This window comes from Sodaliphilus pleomorphus (assembly GCF_009676955.1).
GTDB classification, from domain to species: Bacteria; Bacteroidota; Bacteroidia; order Bacteroidales; family Muribaculaceae; genus Sodaliphilus; species Sodaliphilus pleomorphus.
In genome coordinates this window covers 2,945,791-2,972,282 of record NZ_CP045696.1, presented here as the reverse complement: position 1 = coordinate 2,972,282, position 26,492 = coordinate 2,945,791, and the positions used below count along the sequence as shown (strand labels likewise).

Here is a 26,492-nt window from a genome sequence, read left to right as displayed (position 1 = left end):
ATATTTACTCATTATTCCTAACTTTGCAGCAAGCTAAGCTTTGGAAATCCAATGCCGCGAGAACAGAGCCAAATGATGTAGAAACAAAAGATGAAACGATTATTATTAGCACTGCCCACAGGCCTCATGTCGGTCACCGTCACCGCCCTTATTGTGTATCTATCGCTGGCAAGCGACCCCTTCGACGTGAGAGAGCTGCCAGTGTTTCCAGGATTTGACAAGTTGTGCCACGTCGTCATGTACTTTGCATGTGCCGGAGCTTATATTCTGGACTACGCCAAGCACAAGCTGCCTCATCACACACGCCTGAGCGTGGAGCTTGCACTGAGCGCCACCGCAGCGCTCGTGGGGCTGCTCATGGAGGTGGCACAGCTCACGCTCACCAGCGACCGTAGCTACGACATCCTCGACTGGGCAGCCGACCTGGCTGGGGTTGCAGTAGCCTTCCTGCTGCTGCACTTTGTGTTGCTGCACTTCTTTCGCAAGAGCTTCTACCATGCCAGCGTGCACCGCCGCCACCACCGTCGGTCGTAACAGTATTGCACTTCCAGATATATATATAGACAAAAAAATCGCTCTCAGCATTGAGAGCGATTTTTTCTATTATTTATGACGGAATCACTGTACGCCACTCACAGCCACGTTGCGGTCGGTGTGACGTATCATGCCTTGCAGAGCGCGGCCTGGGCCCACCTCAACAGCCTCGGTCATGCCATCTTTCACCATGTTTTGCACAATGTGGCTCCAGCGCACTGGCGAGGTGAGCTGCTTGAGCAAGTTGGCCTTGATTTCTTGAGGATCGGTGTGAGGCAGGGCGTCGACATCCTGATACACCGGACATATAGGCTTGGAGAATTGAGCCTTCTCGATGGCCACGGCAAGCTCGGCACGTGCAGGTTCCATGAAGGGAGAGTGGAATGCACCGCCCACCTTCAAGGGCAGAGCACGCTTGGCACCAGCGGCAGTGAAAAGCTCGCATGCCTTGTGCACACCCTCGACCGAGCCCGAAATCACGACTTGACCTGGATTGTTGTAGTTGGCAGGAACAACCTCGGGCACCTGTGCGCAAATCTCCTCGACCTTCTCATCGGGAAGGCCGATGATAGCTGCCATGGTCGAGGGCTTGAGCTCGCAAGCCTTCTGCATGGCAAGAGCACGCGCCTCGACCAGCTTGAGGCCCTCTTCAAACGAGAGTGCACCGGCAGCCACAAGTGCCGAAAACTCGCCCAGCGAGTGGCCGGCCACCATGTCGGGCTTGAAGGCCTCGCCCATGGTTTTGGCAAGAATCACCGAGTGCAAAAACACTGCCGGTTGAGTAACCTTGGTTTGCTTCAAGTCGTCTTCAGTTCCGTTAAACATGAGGTCGGTGATGCGGAAACCCAGTACTTCATTGGCCTTTTCAAACATTTCTTTGGCTTGGGCATTGCCTTCATAGAGATCCTTGCCCATACCCACGAATTGTGCTCCTTGACCAGGAAAAACAAATGCTTTCATAATTTATTATCTTCTAAATATAGTGTTGATTAAAGAAAAATTTCCATAATTCAACGCAAAGATAGTAAAAACTTTTAATGTAGCAGTAATTATTGGCATCAAAAAGGCAAATGTGCCGAAAATCAGAGAGATCTTCGGCACATTCACGCCTTGTATTACAATAGATAAAGCTATTTTTGGGAGAGCACCTCGTGCATGTGCTGGGCAGCTTTGCGACCATCGCCCATGGCCAAAATCACGGTTGCACCGCCACGCACGATGTCGCCGCCGGCAAAGAGGTCGGCAATGTTGGATTGCATGGTGTCGTCGTTGACCACGATGGTGTGACGATTGCTCACTTCGAGCCCCTTGATCGAACTTGGCACCAGCTGGTTGGGCGACACGCCCACAGCCACAATCACGATATCGACAGGGATTTCCTCGATGGCCCCCTCGATGGGCACCGGGCGACGGCGTCCCGAGGCATCGGGCTCGCCCAGCTGCATCTTCTGCACCCTCATGGCCTTGACAAAGCCCTTGTCGTCGCCTATGTACTCGATGGGATTGTGCAGGGTGAAGAACTCAACGCCCTCCTCCTTGGCATGCCCCACTTCCTCGCGACGGGCGGGCATCTCGGCCTCGCTGCGGCGGTATACCAGCAGCACCCGCTTGGCACCCATGCGCAGAGCGGTGCGTGTAGAGTCCATCGCCGTGTTGCCACCGCCTATCACAGCAATGGTGTTGCCCTGCATCACGGGAGTGTCGCCACCACGGCCAGCCTTCATCAGGTTGATGCGAGTGAGATACTCGTTGCTCGACATCACGCCCTTGAGGTTCTCGCCCGGAATGTCCATGAAGCGCGGGAAACCGGCTCCCGACCCCACAAACACGCCCTTGAATCCCATCTCGTGCAAGTCGTCGTAGGTGAGGGTTTTGCCTATGATAATGTCTTTTTCAAAGTCGACGCCCATCTTGCGCAGGCCGTCGATTTCATAATCGACGATGGCGTTGGGCAAGCGAAACTCGGGGATGCCGTATTTCAACACGCCGCCTATCTCGTGGAGAGCTTCAAACACAGTGACACTGTAGCCCTTCTTGGCCATGTCGCCGGCAAAGGAGAGGCCTGAGGGGCCACTACCCACCACGGCAATCTTGATGCCGTTGCGAGGAGCCATCTTGGGCACTTCCTGCTCGCAATGATTGCGTTGCCAGTCGGCAGCAAAGCGTTCCAGGTAGCCTATAGCCACTGCCGGGTGCTTCATTTTCACGTGTATGCACTTGCTCTCGCACTGCTTCTCCTGGGGGCACACACGGCCGCACACAGCAGGGAGCGAGCTGGTTTCTTTGATTGCAGCGGCAGCGTCGGCAAAGTGGCCGCGCTCTATGTTTTTGATAAATTTAGGTATGTTGATGCCCACCGGGCAGCCTGTCACGCATTGAGGATTGGCACAATCGAGGCAACGAGTGGCCTCTCTCACAGCCTGCTCCTCGCTGATGCCCTCGTTCACCTCCTCGTTGCAGGTGATGCGGTACTTGGGATCGAGCTGGGGCATAACAACGCGCTCGATAGCGGTGCGCTCCTTGGGCGTGTGGCTCTTGCGCAAGTCGACACGCCATTGCTCATTGCGTGAATCTACCATGTTATTTTCCATATTTTGACAAAGTTGAATTGATTTAGATGTTAAAAAGTTTAGCTGTAGTTACGTTGACGTTGAAGGCGCCGCACGCCTCAAGCCTTGAGACGCATCATGAGCTCGTCGAAGTCGACCTCGTGAGCATTGAATTCAGGACCCTCGACACACACAAAGCGCGTCTTGCCGCCCACAGTGACACGGCAGGCGCCGCACATGCCAGTGCCGTCGACCATGATGGCATTGAGCGAGGCCTCGGTGGGCACGTTGTACTTCTTGGTGAGCAAAGCCACAAATTTCATCATCACGGCAGGGCCTATGGTGACGCAATAGTCTACATGCTCACGCTTGATCACTTGCTCTACACCCACGGTGACAAGGCCTTTCTGGCCGTAGCTGCCGTCGTCGGTCATGATAATCACATCGTCGCTGCTGGCGCGCACCTCGTCTTCGAGAATGATGAGGTCCTTGGTGCGGCCTGCCAGCACGCTCACCACGCGGTTGCCCGCTGCTTTCATGGCACGCAGGATGGGGAGCAACGGGGCCACGCCCACGCCGCCGCCGCAGCACAGCACAGTTCCGTACTTCTCGATGTGGGTGGCTTGGCCCAAGGGGCCCACAACATCGGTGAGGCTGTCGCCTGGTTCGAGGGCGCACAGCTTGCGGGTGGAGACACCCACCGCCTGAATCACGAGCGTGATGGTACCAGCTTGGGGATCGGCGTCGGCTATAGTGAGGGGAATGCGCTCGCCATTCTCTCCACTGCGCACAATCACAAAGTGACCAGCACGTCGCGCGCGGGCAATGAGAGGAGCCTCAACCACGAGTTTGGTCACATTCTCAGAAAATTTTTCTTTACTGACAACTTTGTTCATTTCAAAGAATTTGAATTAGTTCATTAGTCGTCGCAAATGTAACAAAATATTCTTTCACCTTCAAGAAAATGCACTTTTAGTTTGGCTCAAAATGCCCTAAAAAAGGCAAGGGCCCATAGCCTTGCCCATCAACTCAACCTGGCTTAAGCAAAATCTCGCAGCTGCACCACAGGGGTGCAACTGCGAGACAGGAAACAGGGCTGTGACTGCACAAGAGCGTGACGTTGCTACTTCACGTCGATCTTGCAGGAGCCTTGTTTGGTCTTCAGCACATACACGCCACGAGCCACACCGCCGAGGTCGATGTCGAGGCTCTCGCCCTGGGCCGTGAGCACCACGACCGAGCGTCCCTGCAGGTCGTAGAGGCGCACAATGTCGCCAGCCGAAAGGCCTGTGACAAGGGCTTGCGAGCCGCTTGTGGCCACGTGCAGCACAGCCTGGCCGCGATCGAGGCTGGTGATACCAGTTGTGGGTATTCCATCATAGGCTGTGGGCTTGGTCATACCGTAATCGTCGATGTTGATGGCATACACTGGCCAGCCCTTGCCCTTGGCGATATTGACATCGGTATCGAAGGCCACGTTTTTCTCGTAGGTCTGGTCGATTTCGGTCACATAAAGGCCTTGCAGGTTCAAGCCGCCATAGTCGTCCCACTCGTCGGCCGGGAAGGCCACATAGGTGGGGAGCGACGTCATGAAGCGGGTCATGTTGTCGCCGTTGATGTTGTTGCGCTCGAGCTCGATGTGCTTGAGCTCGGTGTTGGGAGCCAGTTTAATAAATGTGAGGGCGTTGTTGTAGCAGTTCACCTGGTTGATTTTAGGATTGCTCGACAGGTCGAGTGTGCCTTGCAGCTTGTTGTCGCGGCATATGAGCGATGTCATGGCCGGGTTGCCATTCAGTCCAAGAGCCGTGAGGTTGTTGCCCCAGCAGCTGAAGTCCTGCAGGCTGGGCAGCTGCGAGAGGTCGATACTCGAGAGCTGGTTGCCGCCGCAGTACAGGCGAGTGAGAGCCGGCAAGTTGCCCAGCTTGAGCGTGTCGAGCTTGTTGTCGTCGCAATAGAGTTCGACGAGTGCAGGCTCTTGCGTGACATCAAGCAGGGTAAGCTGATCGGACGAGCAGTCGAGCCGGGTGATCTTGCCCTTGATTTCAATATTTTGGGAAGTCACCTTGAAGTAGCCAGGCGAGTCATACTCGGCCCCTGTCACTTCCACATCCTCGCCTCCAGTCTGCATGCTCAGGCCTATGTACTCGCCTATGGCATGGCTTGTGGTCATGAGCACGCGATACACGGGCTCGGCAGGAGCATCTTCCTCGTTGATAGAAAGGAACGAGTCGCTCCAGCCCGAAGCGTTTTCATATTTAGACTTGCTGCCCTTGGGCACATACAGGTTCATCTTGTAGTTGCGGAACATCACGCCGAAGGCACCGGTCTCCACCTCGGGCGGGTCGACGGCACGAATGTGGAGCTCGGCCAGCTGCTTGCAGTTGTCGAGAGCGCCGGCCTTGAGCAGCTTGGTAGTAGAGGGCATGTAGATTTTTTTCAACACCGTGTCGCCATAGCACATGCTCACGGGCATGACAGCCACTCCCTCGTTGATGTGAAGCTCCTCGAGCTTGGCAGCGCAATCAAAGGCCGACATGGCAATGCTCTTCACCGTCTTGGGCAGCGAGTAGCTTGTGCGCGCATCGGCTTGCGGATAGGCCAGCAGCAGCGTGTCGGCAATGTCATAAAGCACGCCGTCGACAGCCTTGTAGCACTTGTTGCCGGCAGCCACCTCGAAGCCAGAGAGCTTGAGGCAACCGCCAAATGCAGCCTCGCCCACAGCCGAGACCTTCTCGCCCAGTCTCACCTGCTCGAGTTGCGTGTCGTAGAATGCCGTGGTGCCTATAGTGGTCAACGAGTCGGGCGTGACAAAGGTGCCCGAGAGAGCTGTCTTGTAGAAAGCCCTATCAAGAATTTTCTCAACCGACTGCGGGAGGTTGACTCTATTGAGCACGTAGTCGCTCATGAAGGCCGACTTCCCAATCTTGGTGAGGCCATCGGAGAAAACGACCTCCTCCAGAAGCGTGCACTTGTAGAAAGCACTGTTTCCCACGCTCTTGAGTGTGCTCGGCATGACCACACGCTTGAGCGCGGGGCTCTTGTAGAATGCATAGTCGGGTATTGCCCCGGTTTCGGCACCGTTGACATCGACAATCGACACCCCGTGCATGTCCAGGTCCTGTAACGATGTGGTCTTGGCAAACACATTGAAGTCTTTGCTGTTCAATTTTCCACCGACGGTGAGTTGAGTGACTGTCGAGGCATCGTCGCCCAGCAAGTCGGCAAGCGTGCCTGGAGTCTCAACCACGATGTTCTTCTGCACTTGGGCACTCATGAATAATGCGGTAAAAATCATGAATGCGGTAACAAGGATTTTTCTCATTGATTGATTTTTATAAGATGAATAATAGAGTAGTAATACATCGGTTTCCTGCACTCAATACAAAAAAGTTGTAGAAAAAAGTGTATTTTCTTCTCGAGATTTACCGACTGCAAAAATACAAAAACATGAAGAAAGCCGAAACAATGGTGCAATTGTTTTTAAAAAAAAAAGGATATCGAAGCAAGATGCACAATTTTTCTTCTTTCCTCAAAAAAAAGTTGTAAATTTGTAGAAATGATTGTTTTACTTTAAATACACACATTGAAACATGGAAATAGGCGACAAAATACCCGAAGTGCTGGGCCACGATGCAAGTGGCCGTGAGGTGAAAGCCAGCGACTATGCCGGCAAGAAACTCGTGATTTACTTTTACCCCAAAGACAACACCCCGGGGTGCACTGCCGAGGCCTGCAGTCTGAGCGAGGGCTACGGCGCATTGAAGAAGGCCGGCTACGAGGTGATAGGCGTGAGCAAGGACTCGGCGGCCAGCCACCAGAAGTTTGCTGCCAAGCACAACCTGCCCTTCACGCTCATTGCCGACGAAGACCTCACGCTGAACAAGGCCTTCGGAGTGTGGCGAGAGAAGAAACTCTACGGCAAGGTGAGCATGGGAACGGTGCGCACCACTTTTCTTGTTGACGAAGACGGCACAGTGACCCAAATCATCAAGAAAGTGCAGACCAAAGACGCAGCCAACCAGATACTCAACCTGTAAACGGGCCAAAACATATTTTTAATGAAGACAAAGGTCACCCCAGGGTAAAACCAGAGGGTGACCTTTTCTTGAGGTGAAAACACGCACATGCACATGTGCTGCCGCCTTACTTGGCATTGCCGCGTGTGGAGTGTTTCGCTTGTTGCAGCCTGGCCGCTTGCGCCACGCGCGCCACAGCGGTCTTGGCACGAGTGGCAGCTCGCTGCTGCGGGCTTGTCGCGGGCTTGTCGGGCCAAAGGCCCACACGGCTGCTGAGCAATGGATTAGGCTTAATCATGAATGATGGCACTTTCAGTCGACTTGAATGGTGAGCAGCGTGGCTGTGCCTTCAAGCGCGAGCATAGAGGCAAGAGCGGGCACAAGCACAGTCTCGCCACGACGCATGGTAGTGACATTGCCATAGAAATCGGTAGCCGTCGCAGCGCCGTCGATACACATGAGAATGACAAAAGAGTGAGGCTGAGGCAGCGCCATGTTGATGCAACCGTCGACCATGAGGCGTTTTACATTGAAATAGGGGCAGTCGACCAGGTCGACAAGCCCGCGTGCCTGGCGGTCGTAGGGCGTGCAGTAGCTGTCGTAGACGGTATAGTCGATGGCATCACGAGCCTGCTCGGTGTGCAACTGGCGCAAGTTGCCGTCCTTGTCGCGACGGTCAAAGTCGTAAACCCGATAGGTGATGTCGCTCGTTTCCTGTATCTCGGCCAGCAGGTTGCCAGCCCCTATGGCATGGATGCGCCCTGCAGGAAGCACATACACGTCGCCAGCGTGCGACTCGTGGTGGGCCACGACGTCCATTATCGACTTCTCGGCCACACGTTTTTCATAAATTTCGGGAGTGAGCGGCTGCGAGAGGCCAGCGTGAATGACCGCACCTGGCTTGGCGTCGATCACATACCACATCTCGGTCTTGCCCAGGCTGTGGTGACGTTGCATGGCCAGCTCGTCGCCAGGGTGAACCTGCACACTCAGGTCGCGCTGGGCATCGATAATCTTGATGAGCAGCGGGAACTTGCGGCCATAGTGCTTGTACACCTTCTCGCCCACAAGGTCGGGACCGTAACAGTCGATGAGGTCGACAAGCGACTTTCCCTGGTCGGGACCTTCGGCCACAACCGAAATGTGGCCCTCAACGCCCGAGATTTCCCAACTCTCGCCTATGTTGTGCAAGTCGGTATCAATGCCCTTGAAAGGGGCAATGCGCTCGCCGCCCCACAACACGGTCTTGAGATAAGGCTTGAACTTAAATGGCTTTATATTCTTTTTCATTGTAAATTTAAATATATGTGTGCAATGCTCACGACTGCCCGTCACTCAATTGTCAGCTCACTGCCCAAGTACAAAGTTAGCATTTAATGTTGACCTGACATCGATTCACCTGCCTCTATATTGTAACAAAGGCATCACCGAAAGCCCGCCTTGGGGTTGCAACTGTTGTCCTCGGGCACAAAATTCAAGCTTGTAGAACAGCAAGGCAAAGTTGAACCCTATTTTAATCTGATTAGCATAGTCACAAAAAAACAGCGACAATGCGTGAATTGTCGCTGTTCTCGATGGGTTGTGTCTTTACAAAAGAGAAAATCCTCGTCGATAGTGCATCATTTACACAAGAGCCCGTTTTTACTTGCGGATACCAAGCTCCTTGCGGGCGATGATGGCGCGATAACGGTTGATGTCCTTGCGGATGAGATAATCGAGCAAGCGGCGACGCTTACCTACCAGCATCTTCAGTGCACGTTGAGTCGTATGATCTTTTTTGTTGACCTTCAAGTGTTCGGTCAAGTGGGCGATACGGACCGAGAATAATGCAATCTGGCTCTCGGGCGAGCCAGTATCAGTATTGCTTTTACCGTAATTGCCGAAGATCTCTTTCTTCTTCTCTGAATCTAAGTACATTCTTGTAAAAAAATTATTAATGTGTTGTTACTAAAAGCGGCACAAAGGTAGTGAAAAACTGGGACTTTGCAAAATTCTGTCGTTTAAAATTTCAAATGCCAGCCGTCTCTGGGTGCAAAAAGCCACACCCTGCCCTACTTGCTCAGCGGGTCGAGGCGGCCCAACAGGCTCACGCAGGGACGACGCGACAGGTCGCCGGGATTGGAGCCCGGCTCGCCCTCGGGCACCTTGAGGCCACGCTTGGCATAGTGGCGGGTCCAATACTCGGGCACAGCGCCGCTGCTGTCGCGAAATGTCATGGGAATGGGCGAAAAAATGAAATTGCCGCTATGCCCCACATAGCTCTTGAGCACCAGCTCGCTGCAATAGATGGCGCTGTCGCCAGGCTCGTAGTAGTAATCGTAGGGGCAGCCCAGGAAGGTCATGGCCCGGGTTATGGAGGCCGTGGTGTCGAAGTCGCAATTCAACCTGCCCACAAGCAGAAACGACCCGGGGCCCGATTCGCTGTAAAGGGAGTCGAGAGGCTCCATCACCACGCCCTTGCCTATGGCCTGGACCACAGTGGCAATGCTGTCGGTCGTGCGCCAGTGAAAGATGGCCACATGGTCGACGGGCAGCTGCTGCACACCCTGGGTGACCTGAGTGATAGCATTGCCCTGCGGCGTGACCACAAAGAGCAGGTCGCCATCGTTGAGGCTGTGTAGCGGCACTGCATGCTGTGCTGGCAGCTCCAGCGCCAGCAACAAGGTGACCAAGATGAAAAAAAATCGCATTATGCTATAAATGTGCTATAAAAACGTGTATAAAGGGACGTATTATTGCGTGTGTGTAAATATATATATGGCGTCAATACCATTGCACGCCGTTGCTGTAGCTCGAGTGCTTGTCGTACTTGACATCGCTCAAAATCGACGACTTGACCGCAATGTGGAAGCTGTAGCTCTTGTAGGGGCCCACGGGCACGAAACTGGCGCTCATCGTGAAGCAGTGCATCTCGCGTGTGACCGAGCAATTCATGTAGGCAATCTTGTGCTGATCGAAGTTGTAGCTGGCCGAGAACGAGAAGTTCCAGTTCTTGGTGGGCTTGATATTGCCGTTCATGCTCAAGTTTTGCGTCCATCGGCCATTATACTCAAGTTTCTTGTAGTTGAACGAGCCATAGCCATAGGTGAGCGAGTAGTTGAAGGTGAGGCTCCACGGGCAATCCCACTGCATGTAGCCATCGGGGCGCAGGGCGATGGTGTTGTCTTGCTCCTTGCGGGGGTCGTCGGGCTTGCCGTCGTCTTCCGATCCGCGCGAGAAATCCTTGTGTTCGTCTTCCTGCTGCTTCTTCTTGTTGTCGTCGTCGTCCTTTTTGCCGCGGCCAAACAGTTTTTTGAACGTGCTGTTGTTGAGCGTGTAGGAGAATGAGGTGCCTGTGCTTGCCAGTCGGCCCCAGCCACCGCCGTGCAGCAGTCGCAGCTTGTTGACACGCACCGGGGTGCCCGCCTCGTTGAGGGCATACTTGTAAACGTCCCACGTGGCGCTCAGATTGAGGTTGAAACCCTTAGTGAGACGCAGCAGGATGGATGTGGAAAGGTTGCTCCAGCGCAGCGAGTCGGCAGCAAAGTTGTAGCTCTGGCTCAAGGTGAGATTCTCGATGAGCGACACCTTCTTGAAACCTGTGCTGTCCTGGTCGCTCTTGACCTTCATTTCCAAGTTGTTGGCAAAGTTGAAGCTCACCATGCCAGTTTTGCCCGAACCCGGATAGCCATAGAGCCCGTTGCTGAAGTAGGGGTATTTCACCGTTCGCTCGCTGCCTGAGGCATCGGTATAGCTATAGTGGCCGTAGTAGCCCCAAAAGCGAGTGCTGAAGTCGGGCGAAGCCGAGAAAGTGATGGTGGGAGTGATGACGTGGCGTATCATCTGCACCTTGTCGCCCAAAAACTTCAGGGGCTTGAAGAAACCATATATTTTTGTACTCAAGCCCAGCGACATGTTGAAGTCGAACACGTTGTAGAAGTTATAGGAGGTGTCACGCACTACCGCGCTGGCATTGGGATCCCACTGCTGGCGTATCTTGCTGGTATACATGCGGTCGTTCATCGTGATCGAGGGCGTGAGGTTGAAGTACTTAAACACATTGAAGGTGGCCGAGACGGGGATGCTGTGCGACACGGCGTTGCGCCAGTCCTTCACCAGGCTCTTGTGGAAGAACTCGTTTTCCTTGGCAGTGAGCGAGTTCTGGAAGCGACCTGTGTAGGAAAGCTTGATTTTCTCATACCACCGCTCGTTGCCCACGGCATGCTTGCGCTTGAATGGAGCCGTCTGCGAGAGGGTGACAGTGAAGTTGGGAAAGGAGACCGACAGCGTGGAGTCGGCCGAGCGCTGGGCGATGCTGGCGGTGGCCGACACGCTCCACTTCGAGTCGGGTATCTTGTAGGTCCAGTTCACCGTGCTGCTCTTGGTATTCTCGGTAAAGGAGCTGTTGTAGTAAGAATCAAGATTGTTGCGCGAGTAGCCGCTGGTGGCAAAGTTGACACTTGCCGAGAAGGTCATGTTGGGGTTGGCCTTGGAGTCTTGCGAGTGGGTCCACGTGAGGCTGAAGTTGTGCATCTTGGAGTAGTCGTCCTCGCCCTTGTCGCCAGTGACAGTGGTGAGATAGCTGGCATTGAAGCTACCATGATACTTGTAGCGCTTGGAGTAGTTGGACTGTGCTGTGAGTCCCCATGAACCGCGGGTGTAGATTTCGCCAGTGAGCGCAAGGTCGACATAGTCGTTGATGGCAAAGTAGTAGCCGCCGTTGCGGAAGTAAAATCCACGGTTGTAGTCCTCGCCGAAGGTGGGCACCAGAATGCCGCTGTGGTACTTCTCGCTGAAAGGGAAGAAGCCAAATGGCACCGCCAAGGGCAAGGGCAAGTCTTCGAGCACCATGTAGGCAGGGCCTGTGACCACGTCCTTCTTGGGGCGCACCTTGGCCTTGGTGAGCTGGAAATAGAAGTGCGGGTGGTCGTGGTTGTCGCAAGTAGTGTACTTGCCGTTTTGCATGTAGTAGTCGCCGTTGTCCATCTTCTTGGTGATGCCGCCCGTGAGATAACCCTCGCCCTGCTCGGTCACGATATTCTTGATGAGTCCCTTCTGGGTCTTATAGTTGTAGGTCATCTCCCGCGACTCATACTCGCCGCTGTTGTCCTTAAACACAGGGTTGCCTTGCAGCTCGCCAGTAGTGTCGGGCACGCCCACGGCATAGATTTCGTGCTTGTCCATGTCCATGTTGAGCTGTTGGGCAGTGAGTTGCACATCGCCATAGTTGACTGTGCTGGAACCAAACATGTGGGCATTGTTTTGCCCGTACATCACGATAGAGTCCTTGGCCGAGAAGTCGACAGCATGGTCAAGGTCGACCTTGATCTTCTTGAAGCGTGCAGTATCGGCCGGGACCGATGTCTTTTTGTCGGCAGGTTTCACGCCGGCAATAGAGTCGACAGCTGCTGCGATGCCGCCCTGGTCGTGCAAGGCCGAAGCCTGACCGCGCGACTGGGCCTGCGCTTGATGCTGCGCAGCTGCCTGGCCAAAGCACAGCACAGCTATCGACGCCATGATGAGAAGTGTGGATAATATGTGATTGAAACCTGATTTCAATTGAATGCTACGGTGCAATTTGCGTGCAAAATTACACATTTCTACCTATTATAGCGAAACAATCGCCCAATTTATTCTGTCGAATTGGGCGATTTAACTATTGATACAATATTTTGTTGTTCACGCACTGCACGCGCTCAGTTGAGCTCCCCGTCGAGCGACGCATAGTCGGGCACACCCAGCAGCTGGACCATGGCGTCGAAGCGTGACAAGGTGCCCTGGCCAAACTTGGACAGCTGTTGCCTCACCTGCTCGATGGGCTTGGCTGGCGCGATGTGCGACTTGCTGTAGAACTTGTCGGCATAGCACACCACTTTCTCCTCCAGGCTCAAGGGAAGCATGTCGCGGTGAGGCAGCGGCAGGCCCTGGTCGATGATTTCCTGAGCCGTGAGGCCGGCGCCAGTGTGCCGCTCACACACGAGAGCGTGTCTGAAGAGACCTATGCTTTCGAGCAGGTGGCGGCCTATCACACCGTGGCATATATAGGGCTCGGTGCCGTTGCAATAGATGCTGGGCGCATGAGTCTTGAAAATGCCTATGTCGTGCAGCATCGATGCCTCCCACACAAAATCCTCGTCGACAGGATGCATGCCTGCAATGAGGCGCTCACACAGCTGCCTGGCCAGCATGGCCACCTGGGTGCTGTGCCTCGTGAGCAACTCATAATCATCATTTCCTGGCGTGTAGTAACGCTCAATAATATTGTTGTAGTCGATCATTTCCCTGCAAGTAGCAATCTAAAAGAAAATTTTGCCTCACACATCGATTTCTCTCATCCATCCGTGCACGTCGGGGGCTTCACCTTTCTGGATGGCTTGCAGGCGATGATAGAGCTCGGTGACCACAGGACCAGGCTTGCCGTCCTTGGAAATCACATAGTGGATATCGTTGTCGTAGTCGTAAACCTCGCTGATGGGAGTGGCCACGGCAGCCGTTCCGCACTCGGCAGCCTCGTCGGCTTGCGCAAGCTCCTCGACAGGGACAGGACGGCACTCCACCTTCAGGCCCATGTCTTTGGCAATCTGCTGCAGGCTCATGTTGGTGATCGACGGAAGTATCGAGTTGGACTTGGGCGTGATATAGCGGTCACCCTCGATGATGAAGAAGTTGGCCGGGCCGCACTCGTCAAGATATTTCTTCTCTTTAGGGTCAAGGAACAGAGCTGCCGAGTAGCCATGTTGCTTGGCACGCTCGGTGGCACGCAGGCCGCCGGCATAGTTGCCGCCCACCTTCCACCGGCCAGTGCCGCATGGTGCCGCACGGTCATACTCGCGGTATATCACCACCTTGCAGGTAGTGAAGCCTTGTGCAAAATAGTTGCCTACAGGCGTGGCAAAGATCAGCATCAAGTAGTCGGTGGCCGAGCGCACACCCACCCGCGGTGTCACTCCAATCTCGAGAGGACGCAGATACAAGCTGCTGCCGCTGCCGTAGGGCGGAATGAAGCGGGCATTGAGTTTGATGACCTTTTCGGCCATTTCAATAAATTTTTCAGTCTCGATGGGCTCCATCATCAAGCCGCGAGCGCTGTCCTGGATGCGCTTGCAGTTCTCCTCGATGCGGAACAGGCGCACCTTGCCGTCCTTGCCACGGAAGGCTTTCTGACCTTCAAAAATCTCCTGCCCGTATTGCAGGCACGATGCTGCCATGTGAAGATTGATATACTCGCTGTCAGAGACTTGAATATCTCCCCACTTGCTGCCATCAAAAGCACAACGCACGTTGTAATCGGTTTTAACATAGTCAAAAGCAAGATGTGACCAATCGATGTTTTTTAGTTCGCTCATTTTCAAAACAGTTTATTTAGATAATTACTAAAAGGGGTGCTAAACATGAGTAAAAAATGGCCCGTAATTGCTGACGTGTGCCCAACTGTGAGGCCTGTCACAAAGCCACCTTCTGAGTTATGTTGCCTATTTTCACAATATAGATACCTCTTGCACCTATCTTCAACTCTGAGGCCCCAGGATTTAACACGGCCTGCGACACGAGCTGACCCAAAATAGTAAACACTCGCACTTGTATGCGCCTCGGTGTGCGGATGGTGATAATGCCATCCTTGCCATAGATTTCAATGCCGTCGGTCACGTCGGGGTCTACCAGACTGCGGCTTGTGATGCGATGTGTGGCTGGTGTCCACTGGAGCTGGGCCATCGACACTGTGCCCAACGAGAAGCACAATACCATCACGCATATCGCCCATAAACGTTTCATCGTCGCACTTTGAAATCCTTATCTATTGCAAAGATACACTTTAATTCAAAAAAAAGAAACGTGCAACGTAAAAATAATTGCAATATTGCGCAACAACCGCCCTATCGTGCAATTTTCATTGCTTGACGATGCGGAACACCCGCAGGCCAGTGCAAGTTTTTACTTTTTCAAGATACTTGGGCAGGGCCAAGGGCTCGACTTGCACCTTGCCTGCCGAGGCCGAGGCGTCGAGCAGGTAGTTGTCGCCTTTCTCGTCCTTTACAATGATGCCCATGTGCGACACGTCGAGACCCTCGATTTTGGTCACAAGCCCCACAATGTCGCCCTCGAGCAAGGCGTTTTTCACATCTTTCACACCCACCATGTTCTTGCGCACGTATTCAAACTTGTGGTTGCGGTACCCAATCTCGAAATTGCGCAGCTTGGCACAAGTGGCACTGTCGCTGAGCTGGGGATAGAGGTCGCGATGCGTGGTCATGAAATTGATGGTCTTGACCTCGGCCTTGGAGGCAGGCAAGTCGCCCGACACCTCCACGATGTTGCCGCGGCTTATGTTGTCGACCGCCCACTCGCTGATGTAGTGCAGCCGCGAGGCATAGCCGTCGAGCACGCCGCGACGGTAGCGCAGGTTCTCGAGGTTGGCCGCATAGTCTCGCCAGGAGAAGTGTCCACTCATCGTGGTGCGGGCCAGCGCATAGAGCGTCTCGACAAATGTAGTGCAGTCAAACTCATCAACGTCGATCACCAGAAACTCGTCGTTGCCAGTCTGGTCGAGGGTGTGCGCAACATAGGGCCGGCCCAGCAACTCGTGGGCATAGAAGCTCACCAGCGCATTGGGATCGGTCTTGCCGCTTTTGAGGCCCCACTGCAGCAGGGTGTTGATTTCGGCTGTGTCCTTTTCACAATGGAAGCGCATCTGCTGCCGCGTGGCAGCATTGCCCGACAGTCCCGTCAAGGCGAGGACAATCACAAAAAGGGTCATGTAAATGTTGTTCATATTTTTCACAAAACAAGTTGATGAATTCACCCACGAATTTACAAAGAATTTTCCAATCACTGCAACTTAACGACGCCAAATCTATAAATTGACCAAAGACGATGACAAATGATCCAGGAAATACACCACAATGGAATAACCAGCCCATAAAAAAAATCGGTAGGATAGCGCCTAAGCACTGCCCTACCGCAAAAATATAAAATTATGAAACAAAGTTTCGCTTCAGTACCGCCTCTGGCGTTGTAGAATGCGCGTGGAGCTCTCGAGAGGCGTCGCGTGCCAGCACGAGGAGCATCAATCCTCCTCCTGGCCCTTAGACTTGGCTATGCGCTTACGCTCAAGCTCGTCGAGCACAATCTTGCGCATTCTGATGTGGTTGGGAGTGATTTCCACATACTCGTCGGCCTTGATATACTCAAGCGCCTCTTCCAGGCTGAACACAACAGGAGGCACAATCTTGGCCTTCTCGTCGCTGCCCGAAGCACGCACGTTGGTGAGCTTCTTGCTCTTGGTCACATTGATGACCAGGTCCTTCTCCTTGGTGTGCTCACCCACCACTTGACCGGCATATACCGGCTCTTGCGGGAAGATGAAGAACTTGCCGCGGTCTTGCAACTTGTCGATGGCGTAGGCATAGGCTGTGCCACTCTCCATGGCAATGAGCGACCCGTTGGTGCGGCGCACGATTTCGCCCTTCCAAGGCTCATAGTCGAGGAAGCGGTGTGCCATGATTGCCTCGCCGGCACTGGCAGTGAGCACATTGGTGCGCAATCCAATGATGCCGCGCGAGGGTATCTTAAACTCCATGTGGATGCGGTCGTTCTGCGTCTCCATCGAGGTCATTTCGCCCTTGCGGCGCGTGACCATGTCGATAATCTTGCTGCTATATTCCTCGGGCACGTTGATCGTGAGGTTTTCAAAAGGCTCACACTTCTGCCCATCGATAACTTTTACAATCACTTGCGGCTGGCCCACTTGCAGCTCATAGCCCTCGCGGCGCATCTCCTCGATGAGCACGCTCAAGTGGAGCACTCCACGTCCATACACAAGCCAGGCATCCTCGCGGTCGGTCTTCTCGACGCGCAGGGCGAGATTCTTCTGCAACTCATGCTGCAAGCGCTCGTTGATGTGACGCGAGGTCACATACTTGCCGTCCTTGCCGAAGAAGGGCGAGTCGTTGATGGTGAAGAGCATCGACATTGTGGGCTCGTCGATGGCTATGCGTGGCAGGGGGTCGGGATTGTCGGCATCGGTGACGGTGTCGCCTATCTCGAAGTCGTCGAGCCCGATGATGGCACATATATCGCCACTGCTCACCTCGTCGGTGCGTTTTTGGCCCATGCCTTCAAAGGTGCGCAACTCCTTGATCTTCTGCTTCTCGACAGTGCCGTCTTTCTTGCACAGCCCTATGGTCATGCCGTCTTTGAGTGTGCCACGATGCACGCGGCCCACAGCGATACGGCCCACATAGCTGCTGTAGTCGAGACTGGTGATGAGCATTTGCGGTGTGCCCTCGAGCTGTTCGGGCTCGGGGATGTACTTGATGATTGCATCGAGCACGGCCGTGATGTTGTCGGTGGGCTTGCGCCAGTCGTTGCTCATCCATCCTTGCTTGGCCGAGCCAAACACGGTGGGAAAATCGAGCTGGTCCTCGTTGGCATCGAGGTTGCACATGAGCTCAAACACTTGTTCCTGCACTTCGTCGGGCCGGCAATTGGGCTTGTCGACCTTGTTGATGACAACGATGGGCTTGAGCCCTATCTGCAAGGCCTTCTGCAACACAAAACGCGTTTGAGGCATGGGACCCTCGAAGGCATCAACCAGCAACAGGCATCCGTCGGCCATGTTGAGCACGCGCTCAACCTCACCACCGAAGTCGGAGTGTCCCGGGGTATCTATAATGTTGATTTTATATCCTTTGTAATTGATCGAAACGTTTTTCGACAGGATTGTGATTCCTCGCTCACGCTCAATGTCGTTGCTGTCGAGGATTTGCGTACCCACTTCTTGATTGTCACGGAACAAGTTGCCAGCGGCAAGCATCTTGTCGACCAGTGTGGTTTTACCATGATCGACATGGGCGATAATGGCAACATTTCTAATCTTTTGCATACACTTTCTTAATTTCGCTTGCAAAGTTACACAATTTCGATTAATTGGCCGTATAAAACGCGCAAAAAAATGGGAGCGCCACATTGCCCGCAATGCAGCCAGTGGGCAGCCGGCATGCTACAGCCCGGTCAAGTCGTCGATGGTCACCATGCGGTAGCCCTTGGCTTGCAAGACAGCGATGATGTCGTCGAGACGGTCGTAGAACTTGTCGACACGCTGCGGCACTGTGCCCAGGTGCATCAAGACGATTGCCCCGTTGAGCGTGTGCAGGCGCTCGTATTGCATCAAGCTGTCGTAGAGCGACTGGCTGTCGCGATACTTGCCATCTTTGATGCCAGGATAGGTGTAGTCGTAGCAAGTGAGAATGCCAGGCGTGAGATTGACCAGCCGCAAGCCCTTGTCGCGAGCCCATGCCGATATGGTGGAGTTGTAATACTCAAAAGGTGGCATGAAAAATTGCGCATTCTGCTTGTTGAGGCCAAACCGCGACAGCTGGGCATAACTCTTGTCGATGTCTTTGTCAAACTTTTTCTTGCTCACAAGCGTGCGGCTGCGGTCGCTCCACGAGCAATACAGGAAATGCCCGTAGCTGTGGCTGCCCACATAGTGGCCGGCAGCCACGAGTTGCCGCACAAGGTCGGGGTACTTACTGATGAACTTGCCGGTAAAGAAGAAGTTGCCTTTCACTCCATGCTTCATGAGCGCCTGAGTGATCGCATTGTAGCCGTCGATGCGGTCGTAGGACGTGAACACGAGACACATCTTCTTGACAGCAGTGTCGCCGCGCACGATGCCGCCCTGGTCATACACGTTGCGGTCGGCCATGCCCTCGTCGTAGGCCTTGCCCTGCTCCTGATAGTAGGCAAGCGGGAAGGTGAGCGAGGCGGTGCCGTCCATCGTGGGCTCGTTGGTAGAATAGTCGTGGGTGTTGTCGTGATACACCACGTCGCCTGGCTGGAATTCCAGGTAGGGATTGCTGGTGACATTGGGCATGTCGTTGGTGATGTTCACCCCCTTCAAGCTGTTGAAGATGGTGGTGTAGACAGGGCCGTCGACCAGTCCTCCAGTGGGGATGCCCACATTTTGAAACACCCAATTGCTGTGGCAGGCATGCGGCCACACGCCATCGCTGGGCAATCCCACTATCATGCTTGTGCCCCATGGGTTGCAACCCAGCAGCCAGTCGCGCAAGGCGCCTTCCATCTCCTCGTAGCGCGTGTCGCCCGAGAGCGTGCGGTAGAGTATGCACTGCGTGAGCATGGCCGTGGTCAAGTTGTTGGAGCACCATATGCCCGGGATTCCCCACATGAAAGGATGTGACTGGGCGCGTTCCCACACGCGCTCTATGCCAGTGCGCATGTTGCGCAGGAACTCGGCCTTGAGACGCCGATTGCCCGCCTTGGCGAGCTGGTAGTGTCCCATGTTCATGAAGGGGTACCACTGATAGTGACGTGCGCTGTCGGCCCCCATCCATGGTGTCACAGGCTCGCGGCGCCCGTACTCGACCGACTGGTTGAGGTACTTCTTGTCGCCCGTGCGGTGATACAGTTCTATGGCCCCCAGCTCCATGTCGTCGACCCAGTTGTCTTCCTCATAGATGTAGGGCGACACCACCGACACCGTTTGGGTGTTGCCAGGCTTGTCGATGCCCACCTGGTAGGCATCGGCAGCCTTGGCGCCGATGCGTGCGGCAAATTGCGGATACCACGGTTTAAGTACCGCAGAGCCAAGAGCAAAATCGCTTGCAAACTTTCCTGCCGTGCTGGCCGCCCCCATCGTGGCATTCATGAACTTGCCCCGTTGCTGCGGCCTGCCGGTGACGTAGTACACCGGGCGGCCGTTGTTGGGGCCCCAGCCATAGTCGGCAGGGTCGTCTTTAGGCATCTTGGTGCCTATGTGGTCACGGTCGTCGGCAATCTGGTTGTAGAGCTCGCCCTTCTCGGGATTCATGCGGTCGAGCCAGTCGAGTCCCCAATATATCTCGTCGATGATGTCGGGGATGCCGTTAGCACCAGGCAGGCCGTTGGCAGCATAGTGGTCGGTAAACACATCGGGACACTGCTGATAGGCAAACATCATCTGGTAGATAGCATTGGCCGAGGTGGTGGTGTACTGCAACAAGTCGGCAGCATCGTGCCAGCCACCGCGCACATCGATGTGCTTGCCTTCCTTGGTGGGATGATACTTGATGTAGGCATCCTTGGTGTGGCAGCTGTCGCGCTGAAACGGATTGTAGCCACACCGCTGCTGGCGCATGTAATTCAACACAAAGTCGGCCGCGCCGTCATAGACGTGGCCGCCTATGGCCACCTTAGGCGAGGCAGCCTCGCCTGCCTTGATGTAGTAATTGCCAGGAGTGCGGAAGCTGGAAAAATCCAGGCGGAAAGTTGACTTCATTTTACCCATCGCTCCCATGGGGCGCACGGTCTTGCCCGTGTAAACGACCTGCCCTGTAGCGGCGTCAACAAGGACAAAGCTGCTCACGTCGAGCTTGTCCTCGCTCATGAGCACAGCCACCTTGGTCGACTGCGGGAGGTAGCCCACTTGATTGATGCGAATCCAGCTGCCCGCCCAGGTCGAGAGCGCTGCAACTGCCGAAATCAACGTGATTGAAACTCGTAGTAACATAGGTAAAAGTACAATATTTCTTTTATTACAAAATTACAAAAAAATCACGCGTCAACCACACACTTGGTTTCAAAGGATTGATTGAATATACAATATAATGTAGTCAAGGCTTTTGTAAAAAAAAAGAGAAGTTTCTCGTGGTTGAGTTGAATTAGCAATATCGACGCATCCCAAACGACGGGAAACTTCTCTAAGTCAATAGCTGAATTTGATTGAATGTGGGGTCTTAATTCTACTATGTGTGGTCAGAGGATAAAATAAGGGGGGGGGAATTAGAGTACCTTGAGACGCTTCTTGTACTCGTCGATAGCGGCGTCGAGGCGCTGCTGTGCCGTGGTGTCGCCGGGCACGTTGTGCGACGGGTTGATGTAGAGCTTCACGCCGCGAGCCTCGAGGATCTCGACAACAGTGCACACGGTCATCCACACCAGCGACACAAAGCCGAGTGTTGACAGGGGACCTATCTTGTCGAACTGGTGCTGGGTGGTGACCGATGCGTCCTGCAAGGGCACGCAAGAGTCGACTACGACGTCGGCGCACTGAAACAGGTTCTTGCCACTGGAGTGGCGGCCTGGCTTGTCGCCGGTGAAACCTGCCGAGCCGTAGACGATGACTTTCATGCCGCGCTTGTGGGCCTCGTTGGCCATGTCGATGTTAACTGCGTTGATTCCTGTGTGGGAGAAAATCCAGAGACAATCCTTGTCGCTGAAGTCGTAGTTCTTCATAATCTGTTGAGCATAGCCCTCCTGACGCTCGAGATACAAGAACTGATGAATACCCATTTGGCCAATGATCTGGGTGAAAAAGGTGAGCGGCAACTCACACAAGGGGTGAAAGCCCACGATGCCGCCAATGCGCGGATACATTTCCTCGCACGGTATCGTGGCATGACCACAGCCCCAAGTGTGCACCCAGCGACCAGCTTGAATGCTGTCGGCCATGATAGTGGCTGCCTTTTTCACATTTTCCATTTGGCTCTCCTCAATCGTGTGCATGAGAGCATGAGCATTGTTTAACCAATCTTTTGCATACATAATAATCGTTCGTTTGTTTTATTTTACTTATCTGAATTTATGAAAGAGAATTGTACTTATTATTTTTCAGCAACACGTTGCCCGCTGTATAGAGCAGCATCATTGCAGCCACAGCTGCCATCATTACATAGGGATAGATGTGCAGGAGCAAGCTGCCTACCATGGCGTTGAGCACTGTGCTTCCGGCCAGGGCTGTCGTGATGGCGATGCCAAATGCGGTGCCCGAGAGTTGCGCGTAGGCGGTGCCTATCTGGCCCAGCACCACGGGATAGGTGGCCGCAGTGCCCACGCCGATGAGTATCATGGCAACAGTGGCCATCGCAAAATTGCGGCCAAGCAAAACCATGACGAAACCAGCCAAAAGCACAGAGAGAAACAGATAGAGCAGCGACTGCTGGGCAATCTTGCCCGCGAGCCACGACAAGGCAAAGCGCGCAACAGTGAGCGAGGCCATCATGACGGTGAGCAACAGAACCACATCGTCGAGACCGTGGTTCTGAAAATAGATGGTAGATAGATTGTTGGTGATGGTTTCGATGGTGCTTTCGAGCATGAGCACCAAGCTCATCACGAGCAAAACAGGGTCGCCGAGCATGCGCACTGCCTTGCCCAAGGGAAAACTTTGAGCAGCCTTGGGGGCAGGGAATCTCACTGTGGCACAATAGATCGCGCACAGGACCATGAAAGCCACCAGTAGCTTGAGCACCACATCGTAGGCAACCGTGTACTTGAAAAGAGATACAAGCAGCGTGATGGCCATGCCTCCCACGCCATAGAAGGCGCCCAGCAGGCTCAACCTCGGGCCGCGGCGGCGTGTGTCGTAGAGGTCGCTGACAAGCGTGTTGGTCTGCCCGTTGAGAATGCCGCCTCCAGCGCCCACAAGAAAGTAGGACGGCACAAGAATTGCAAAGCCGCGGGCCTGGGCTATGCCCAAAAGCCCGAGCAAGACCATGACACAGGCTGCCAGAAAGATACCCTTGTGCCCGTAGTGGTCGCACACAGGACCAAAGACAATCGAGCCTGCAAAGATGCCACCCGTGAGAGCACTGGCAAGAGTGGCCTGGTGGGCTGCAGTGAGCGAGAGGTGTCGCGACAAGGCAGGCAACACCGCACCAAGAGCAACCATGGTGATACCAAAAAAGGCCATGCCGATACAGGCTGCTATATAGGCTTGAGTAATCTGTTTAGGCTTCATAGCTCTATATCAATTTGTGTAACACATCTAATCGAGTTGAACCTTGCCATTGTTTAGTGCAAGGAAACCGGCACCAAGCAGGCCGGCACTGTCGGGCAGCTGCGTGGGCACAAGCTCAACCATCTTGATCGACAGCGGTTGAGCCCACTTGAGGGCTTCCTCGTAGATGGCGGGGATAAACACTCTGGCCGGGCCAAACACTCCCCCGCCCCATATGATTTTTTCGGGATTGAAGAGACTCACAAAATTGGCAGTAGCCATGCCCCACATCTCTACAGCCTTGGCAAGGACCGAAGCGGCAATGCAGTCGCCCTTGTCATAGGCCTCAAAGACATGCTTAGTCGAAATGCGTGAAATGGGCAACTGGCGCAACGAGCCACGATAGGACTTGTCGGCACGCACCTTCTCCTTGGCACGGTTGCAGATGCCTGTGCCCGAAGCATAGTACTCAAAACACCCTTGGGGGCCGTACTGCTCAATGTAGGGACTTTGAAGCGCCATCCATCCAGTGGCACCTATGATATCGTTTGCACCATGCAAGGTGTGGCCGTCGATCACGATGCCTGCACCTATACCTGTGCCCACAGCCATGAAAATAACATTGCGACAACCTTGCGCAGCACCCTTCCAGAGCTCGCCATATACCGAGCAGCTGCGGTCGTTGTCGACATATACAGGCACCTTGTGCTCTGGCAGCAAGGTCAGCACTTCCTGGGCAAGCGGATAACGCCCCCATCCTGGGATGTTGGGCGCCCACACATGACCTGTGGCACAATTCACACTGCCTGGCACACATATCCCAATCGCTGTGATGGGAATGCGATGATACTGCGCCTTGTCAAACTGCCGGGCAAGACTGTCGACAATGAGCCTGCCCACTTCATGGCCAGTGCGGCCTTGAAGCATGTTTTTGTGGGTGAATTTCACACCACCTGCATCGTCGACAATGGCGCTCGCTATTTTGGTACCTCCCAGATCAAGTGCTATTACTGCCATGTGATATAACGATATAAAAAGGTTAACAAATAGTATCCCGACAAGCCAAAAGATGCAACTTTCTCGGCTCATCGCTACACAAAATTAGCAAACCGGAGGGTCTTAGGCGAACTGAGGAGAAAAATATTTTGGTTAAAGGTTGTTATTTTGATTAAATAAAGTTATTTGTAAAATCATATATACATCATATATTGCTAACAACGTGACGTTTGAAATAAATTACAAAATCAGCAAATCGGGAATTTCACGCTTGTTAACGTTTAAAATTTGCCAATATTAAAAAAAGACTGAGAAGGACCGGAACAAGCAATAATAAGTCTATAATACAAAAAAAGCACCCAGCTCGGTCGTGAACTGGGTGCAGTGTTCTATGACAATTCCTCTTGTCGAAACAAGAAGTGAAAAGTGGGCTAATCTATTACTCTGCCTTGGGGGCCTCTTCAGCCTTGGGGGCCTCTTCAGCCTTGGTAGCAGCAGCCTCTTCGGCTTTGGGAGCTTCTTCGGCCTTGGCAGTAGCCTTGCGACGGCTGCGGCGCGTGGTCTTCTTGGCAGGAGCCTGCTTGTTGGCATCAAGAAGAGCCTCGTTGTAGTCGACAAGCTCGATAAAGCAAGTCTTGGCATTGTCGCCAAGGCGGTTGCCCAGCTTGAGGATGCGAGTGTAACCACCTGGACGGTCGGCAATCTTCTGGGCGATGTTGTTGAACAGCTCGCTCACGGCCTGCTTGCTCTGCAAGTAGCGGAACACCTGGCGGCGCGAAGCGGTGTCGTCCTTCTTGGCGCGGTTGATGATGGGCTCGGCATAGATGCGCAGAGCCTTAGCCTTGGCCACAGTGGTGGTAATCTTCTTGTGAAGGATCAAAGAAACGGTCATGTTGGCAAGCATGGAGTCGCGATGACCTTTCTTACGGCTTAAATGATTGAATTTTTTATTGTGTCTCATCGTTTAATTACTCTTTATCTAATTTATACTTAGAAATATCCATGCCGAATGAGAGGCCCAGGTTGGCCAGGAGCTCTTCAAGTTCGGACAAAGATTTTTTACCGAAATTACGGAACTTGAGCAGATCGGTCTTGTTGAAGACCACAAGATCGCCCAAAGTCTCAACCTCGGCCGACTTGAGGCAGTTGAGCGCACGCACCGAGAGATCCATGTCGACAAGCTTGGTCTTCAGGAGTTGACGCATGTGCAATACCTCTTCATCGAACTCCTCGTTGCCCTCGTTCTCGGTAGAGTCGAGAGCGATCTTCTCGTCGGAGAAAAGCATGAAGTGCTGGATAAGGATCTTGGCAGCTTCCTTGAGGGCGTCCTTGGGCAGGATTGAGCCATCGGTTGTAATTTCAAGTATAAGTTTCTCGTAGTCGGTCTTCTGCTCGACACGGTAGTTCTCAACCGTATACTTCACATTGATGATGGGGGTGTAGATAGAGTCGATGGCAATGACATCGAGTGCATCGTTGGGGTTACGGTTCTCGTCGGCGGGAACGTAGCCTCTACCCTTGTTGATAGTGATATCCATCTGGAAGCTTGTGCTCGGGTCGAGATGGCAGATGACGAGCTCGGGATTGAGCACCTCAAAGCCACTGAGAACCTTGCCAATGTCACCAGCTTTAAACACATCCTGGCCCGAAACCTTGATAGTAGCCTTTTCAGATTCGGTCTCGTCGACCACGCGTTTCAGGCGCACCTTCTTGAGGTTGAGGATGACGTTGGTCACGTCCTCCTTCACGCCTGGAATCGTAGCGAACTCGTGTTTAACGCCATCGATGCGAATGTTGCATATTGCATAGCCCTCAAGCGACGAGAGCAAGATGCGGCGCAGAGCATTGCCGATGGTCACACCATAACCCGGTTCCAGAGGGCGGAACTCGAATTTGCCGAAGGTGTTGTCGGCTTCCAACATCAAAACTTTGTCTGGTTTCTGAAATGCTAAAATAGCCATGGACGTTAAATTTACTGTTTAGAATACAATTCTACGATTAACTGTTGGTTGATATTCTCAGGAATATCCTCACGCTGTGGCAGGTTGATCATCTTGCCACCCTTTACATTCTCGTCATATTCTATCCAAGGATACTTGGCGTGGTTGAAGCCAGCCAGAGAGTCTTGAATGACCTCAAGCGACTTCGACTTCTCGCGCACAGCGACAACCTGGCCAGGCACAACCTGATAGGAGGGTATGTTGACCACTTGGCCGTCGACCGTGACGTGGCGATGGAGCACCAGCTGGCGTGCGGCAGCACGAGTAGGAGCGATGCCCAGACGATAAACCACGTTGTCGAGACGTGACTCGAGTAATTGAAGGAGCACTTCACCAGTTACGCCACGCGACGAGCTTGCCTTCTTGAAGAGGTTGCGGAACTGACGCTCCAGCACGCCGTAGGTGTATTTAGCCTTTTGTTTTTCGCGAAGCTGAGTGCCGTACTCCGAGAGTTTTCTTCTCTTGTTGGCGCCGTGCTGGCCCGGTGCATAGTTCTTCCTTGAGAGAACTTTGTCTTCACCGAAGATTGGTTCGCCCATCTTGCGGGCGATTTTGGATTTAGGACCGGTATATCTTGCCATTTTAAATCTAAATTATTAAAGTTGTGTTGTTGAATCGCTTCAGTGCAGCCGCGATTGCAGAGAGGTTGTTAAATAAAGTGCAATCTTATCACTGACAGAGATTCGCGAAAAATGTAATG

22 protein-coding genes and 1 pseudogene are annotated in these 26,492 nt (G+C 53.6%); 2 read left to right on the top strand and 21 right to left on the bottom strand.

What is annotated here, in order from left to right; genetic code table 11:
- The first annotated feature begins 90 nt into the window (after positions 1–90).
- Positions 91–534 (top strand): VanZ family protein, encoded by a 444-nt coding sequence (locus GF423_RS12420; RefSeq protein WP_154328663.1) that lies wholly within the window; start codon positions 91–93, stop codon positions 532–534.
- A gap of 84 nt (positions 535–618) precedes the next feature.
- Here GF423_RS12420 and fabD read toward each other — a convergent pair whose 3' ends face one another.
- The 4 genes and pseudogenes from fabD to GF423_RS12400 form a co-directional block, all read right to left on the bottom strand.
- Complete coding sequence (gene fabD, locus GF423_RS12415) at positions 619–1,494, bottom strand: ACP S-malonyltransferase (protein WP_154328662.1); 876 nt, start codon at positions 1,492–1,494, stop codon at positions 619–621.
- Between the two features lie 170 nt (positions 1,495–1,664).
- Positions 1,665–3,125: an NADPH-dependent glutamate synthase gene (gene gltA / locus GF423_RS12410; protein ID WP_241004957.1), complete on the bottom strand. Its 1,461-nt coding sequence runs from the start codon at positions 3,123–3,125 to the stop codon at positions 1,665–1,667.
- 94 nt (positions 3,126–3,219) lie between these two features.
- Positions 3,220–3,979 (bottom strand): annotated as a pseudogene (locus GF423_RS12405) (sulfide/dihydroorotate dehydrogenase-like FAD/NAD-binding protein); the annotation flags it as partial.
- A gap of 227 nt (positions 3,980–4,206) precedes the next feature.
- Positions 4,207–6,405: a leucine-rich repeat protein gene (locus tag GF423_RS12400; RefSeq protein WP_154328659.1), complete on the bottom strand. Its 2,199-nt coding sequence runs from the start codon at positions 6,403–6,405 to the stop codon at positions 4,207–4,209.
- A gap of 268 nt (positions 6,406–6,673) precedes the next feature.
- Between GF423_RS12400 and bcp the strand changes: the two genes are divergently transcribed.
- Complete coding sequence (gene bcp, locus GF423_RS12395) at positions 6,674–7,120, top strand: thioredoxin-dependent thiol peroxidase (protein WP_154328658.1); 447 nt, start codon at positions 6,674–6,676, stop codon at positions 7,118–7,120.
- A gap of 106 nt (positions 7,121–7,226) precedes the next feature.
- Here the strand turns inward: bcp and GF423_RS12390 are convergent, their stop codons facing one another.
- The 17 genes from GF423_RS12390 to rpsD form a co-directional block, all read right to left on the bottom strand.
- On the bottom strand, positions 7,227–7,397 hold the full coding sequence (locus GF423_RS12390; protein ID WP_154328657.1) for a hypothetical protein: 171 nt from the start codon (positions 7,395–7,397) through the stop codon (positions 7,227–7,229).
- Positions 7,398–7,411: 14 nt separating this feature from the next.
- Positions 7,412–8,377, bottom strand: a complete 966-nt coding sequence (locus tag GF423_RS12385) for a type I phosphomannose isomerase catalytic subunit (protein WP_394367030.1) — start codon at positions 8,375–8,377, stop codon at positions 7,412–7,414.
- A gap of 363 nt (positions 8,378–8,740) precedes the next feature.
- Positions 8,741–9,016, bottom strand: coding sequence for a 30S ribosomal protein S15 (gene rpsO, locus GF423_RS12380; RefSeq protein ID WP_154328655.1), 276 nt, complete (start codon positions 9,014–9,016; stop codon positions 8,741–8,743).
- A gap of 134 nt (positions 9,017–9,150) precedes the next feature.
- On the bottom strand, positions 9,151–9,789 hold the full coding sequence (locus GF423_RS12375; protein WP_154328654.1) for a YiiX/YebB-like N1pC/P60 family cysteine hydrolase: 639 nt from the start codon (positions 9,787–9,789) through the stop codon (positions 9,151–9,153).
- A 73-nt stretch (positions 9,790–9,862) separates the two neighbouring features.
- Complete coding sequence (locus GF423_RS12370) at positions 9,863–12,595, bottom strand: putative LPS assembly protein LptD (RefSeq protein WP_154328653.1); 2,733 nt, start codon at positions 12,593–12,595, stop codon at positions 9,863–9,865.
- Positions 12,596–12,774: 179 nt separating this feature from the next.
- Positions 12,775–13,356, bottom strand: coding sequence for an HD domain-containing protein (locus GF423_RS12365; protein ID WP_154328652.1), 582 nt, complete (start codon positions 13,354–13,356; stop codon positions 12,775–12,777).
- A 36-nt stretch (positions 13,357–13,392) separates the two neighbouring features.
- On the bottom strand, positions 13,393–14,424 hold the full coding sequence (locus GF423_RS12360; protein ID WP_154328651.1) for a branched-chain amino acid aminotransferase: 1,032 nt from the start codon (positions 14,422–14,424) through the stop codon (positions 13,393–13,395).
- 97 nt (positions 14,425–14,521) lie between these two features.
- A complete protein-coding gene (locus tag GF423_RS12355; protein WP_154328650.1) occupies positions 14,522–14,851 on the bottom strand; it encodes a T9SS type A sorting domain-containing protein in 330 nt (109 codons plus the stop codon).
- Positions 14,852–14,966: 115 nt separating this feature from the next.
- On the bottom strand, positions 14,967–15,848 hold the full coding sequence (locus GF423_RS12350; protein WP_154328649.1) for an N-acetylmuramoyl-L-alanine amidase-like domain-containing protein: 882 nt from the start codon (positions 15,846–15,848) through the stop codon (positions 14,967–14,969).
- 294 nt (positions 15,849–16,142) lie between these two features.
- Positions 16,143–17,960, bottom strand: coding sequence for a translational GTPase TypA (typA, locus tag GF423_RS12345; protein ID WP_154328648.1), 1,818 nt, complete (start codon positions 17,958–17,960; stop codon positions 16,143–16,145).
- Between the two features lie 117 nt (positions 17,961–18,077).
- Positions 18,078–20,588 (bottom strand): bifunctional glycoside hydrolase family 9 protein/polysaccharide deacetylase, encoded by a 2,511-nt coding sequence (locus tag GF423_RS12340; protein WP_154328647.1) that lies wholly within the window; start codon positions 20,586–20,588, stop codon positions 18,078–18,080.
- A 272-nt stretch (positions 20,589–20,860) separates the two neighbouring features.
- Positions 20,861–21,622: a sugar isomerase domain-containing protein gene (locus tag GF423_RS12335; protein ID WP_154328646.1), complete on the bottom strand. Its 762-nt coding sequence runs from the start codon at positions 21,620–21,622 to the stop codon at positions 20,861–20,863.
- Positions 21,623–21,659: 37 nt separating this feature from the next.
- A complete protein-coding gene (locus tag GF423_RS12330) occupies positions 21,660–22,817 on the bottom strand; it encodes an MFS transporter (protein WP_154328645.1) in 1,158 nt (385 codons plus the stop codon).
- A 27-nt stretch (positions 22,818–22,844) separates the two neighbouring features.
- Positions 22,845–23,813: an ROK family protein gene (locus GF423_RS12325; protein ID WP_154328644.1), complete on the bottom strand. Its 969-nt coding sequence runs from the start codon at positions 23,811–23,813 to the stop codon at positions 22,845–22,847.
- Between the two features lie 418 nt (positions 23,814–24,231).
- Complete coding sequence (gene rplQ / locus GF423_RS12320; protein ID WP_154328643.1) at positions 24,232–24,753, bottom strand: 50S ribosomal protein L17; 522 nt, start codon at positions 24,751–24,753, stop codon at positions 24,232–24,234.
- Between the two features lie 7 nt (positions 24,754–24,760).
- Positions 24,761–25,753, bottom strand: a complete 993-nt coding sequence (locus GF423_RS12315) for a DNA-directed RNA polymerase subunit alpha (protein WP_154328642.1) — start codon at positions 25,751–25,753, stop codon at positions 24,761–24,763.
- 11 nt (positions 25,754–25,764) lie between these two features.
- The gene (rpsD, locus tag GF423_RS12310; RefSeq protein ID WP_154328641.1) at positions 25,765–26,373 is read right to left on the bottom strand and encodes a 30S ribosomal protein S4; all 609 of its coding nucleotides are present in this window, start codon (positions 26,371–26,373) and stop codon (positions 25,765–25,767) included.
- Positions 26,374–26,492 lie beyond the last annotated feature (119 nt).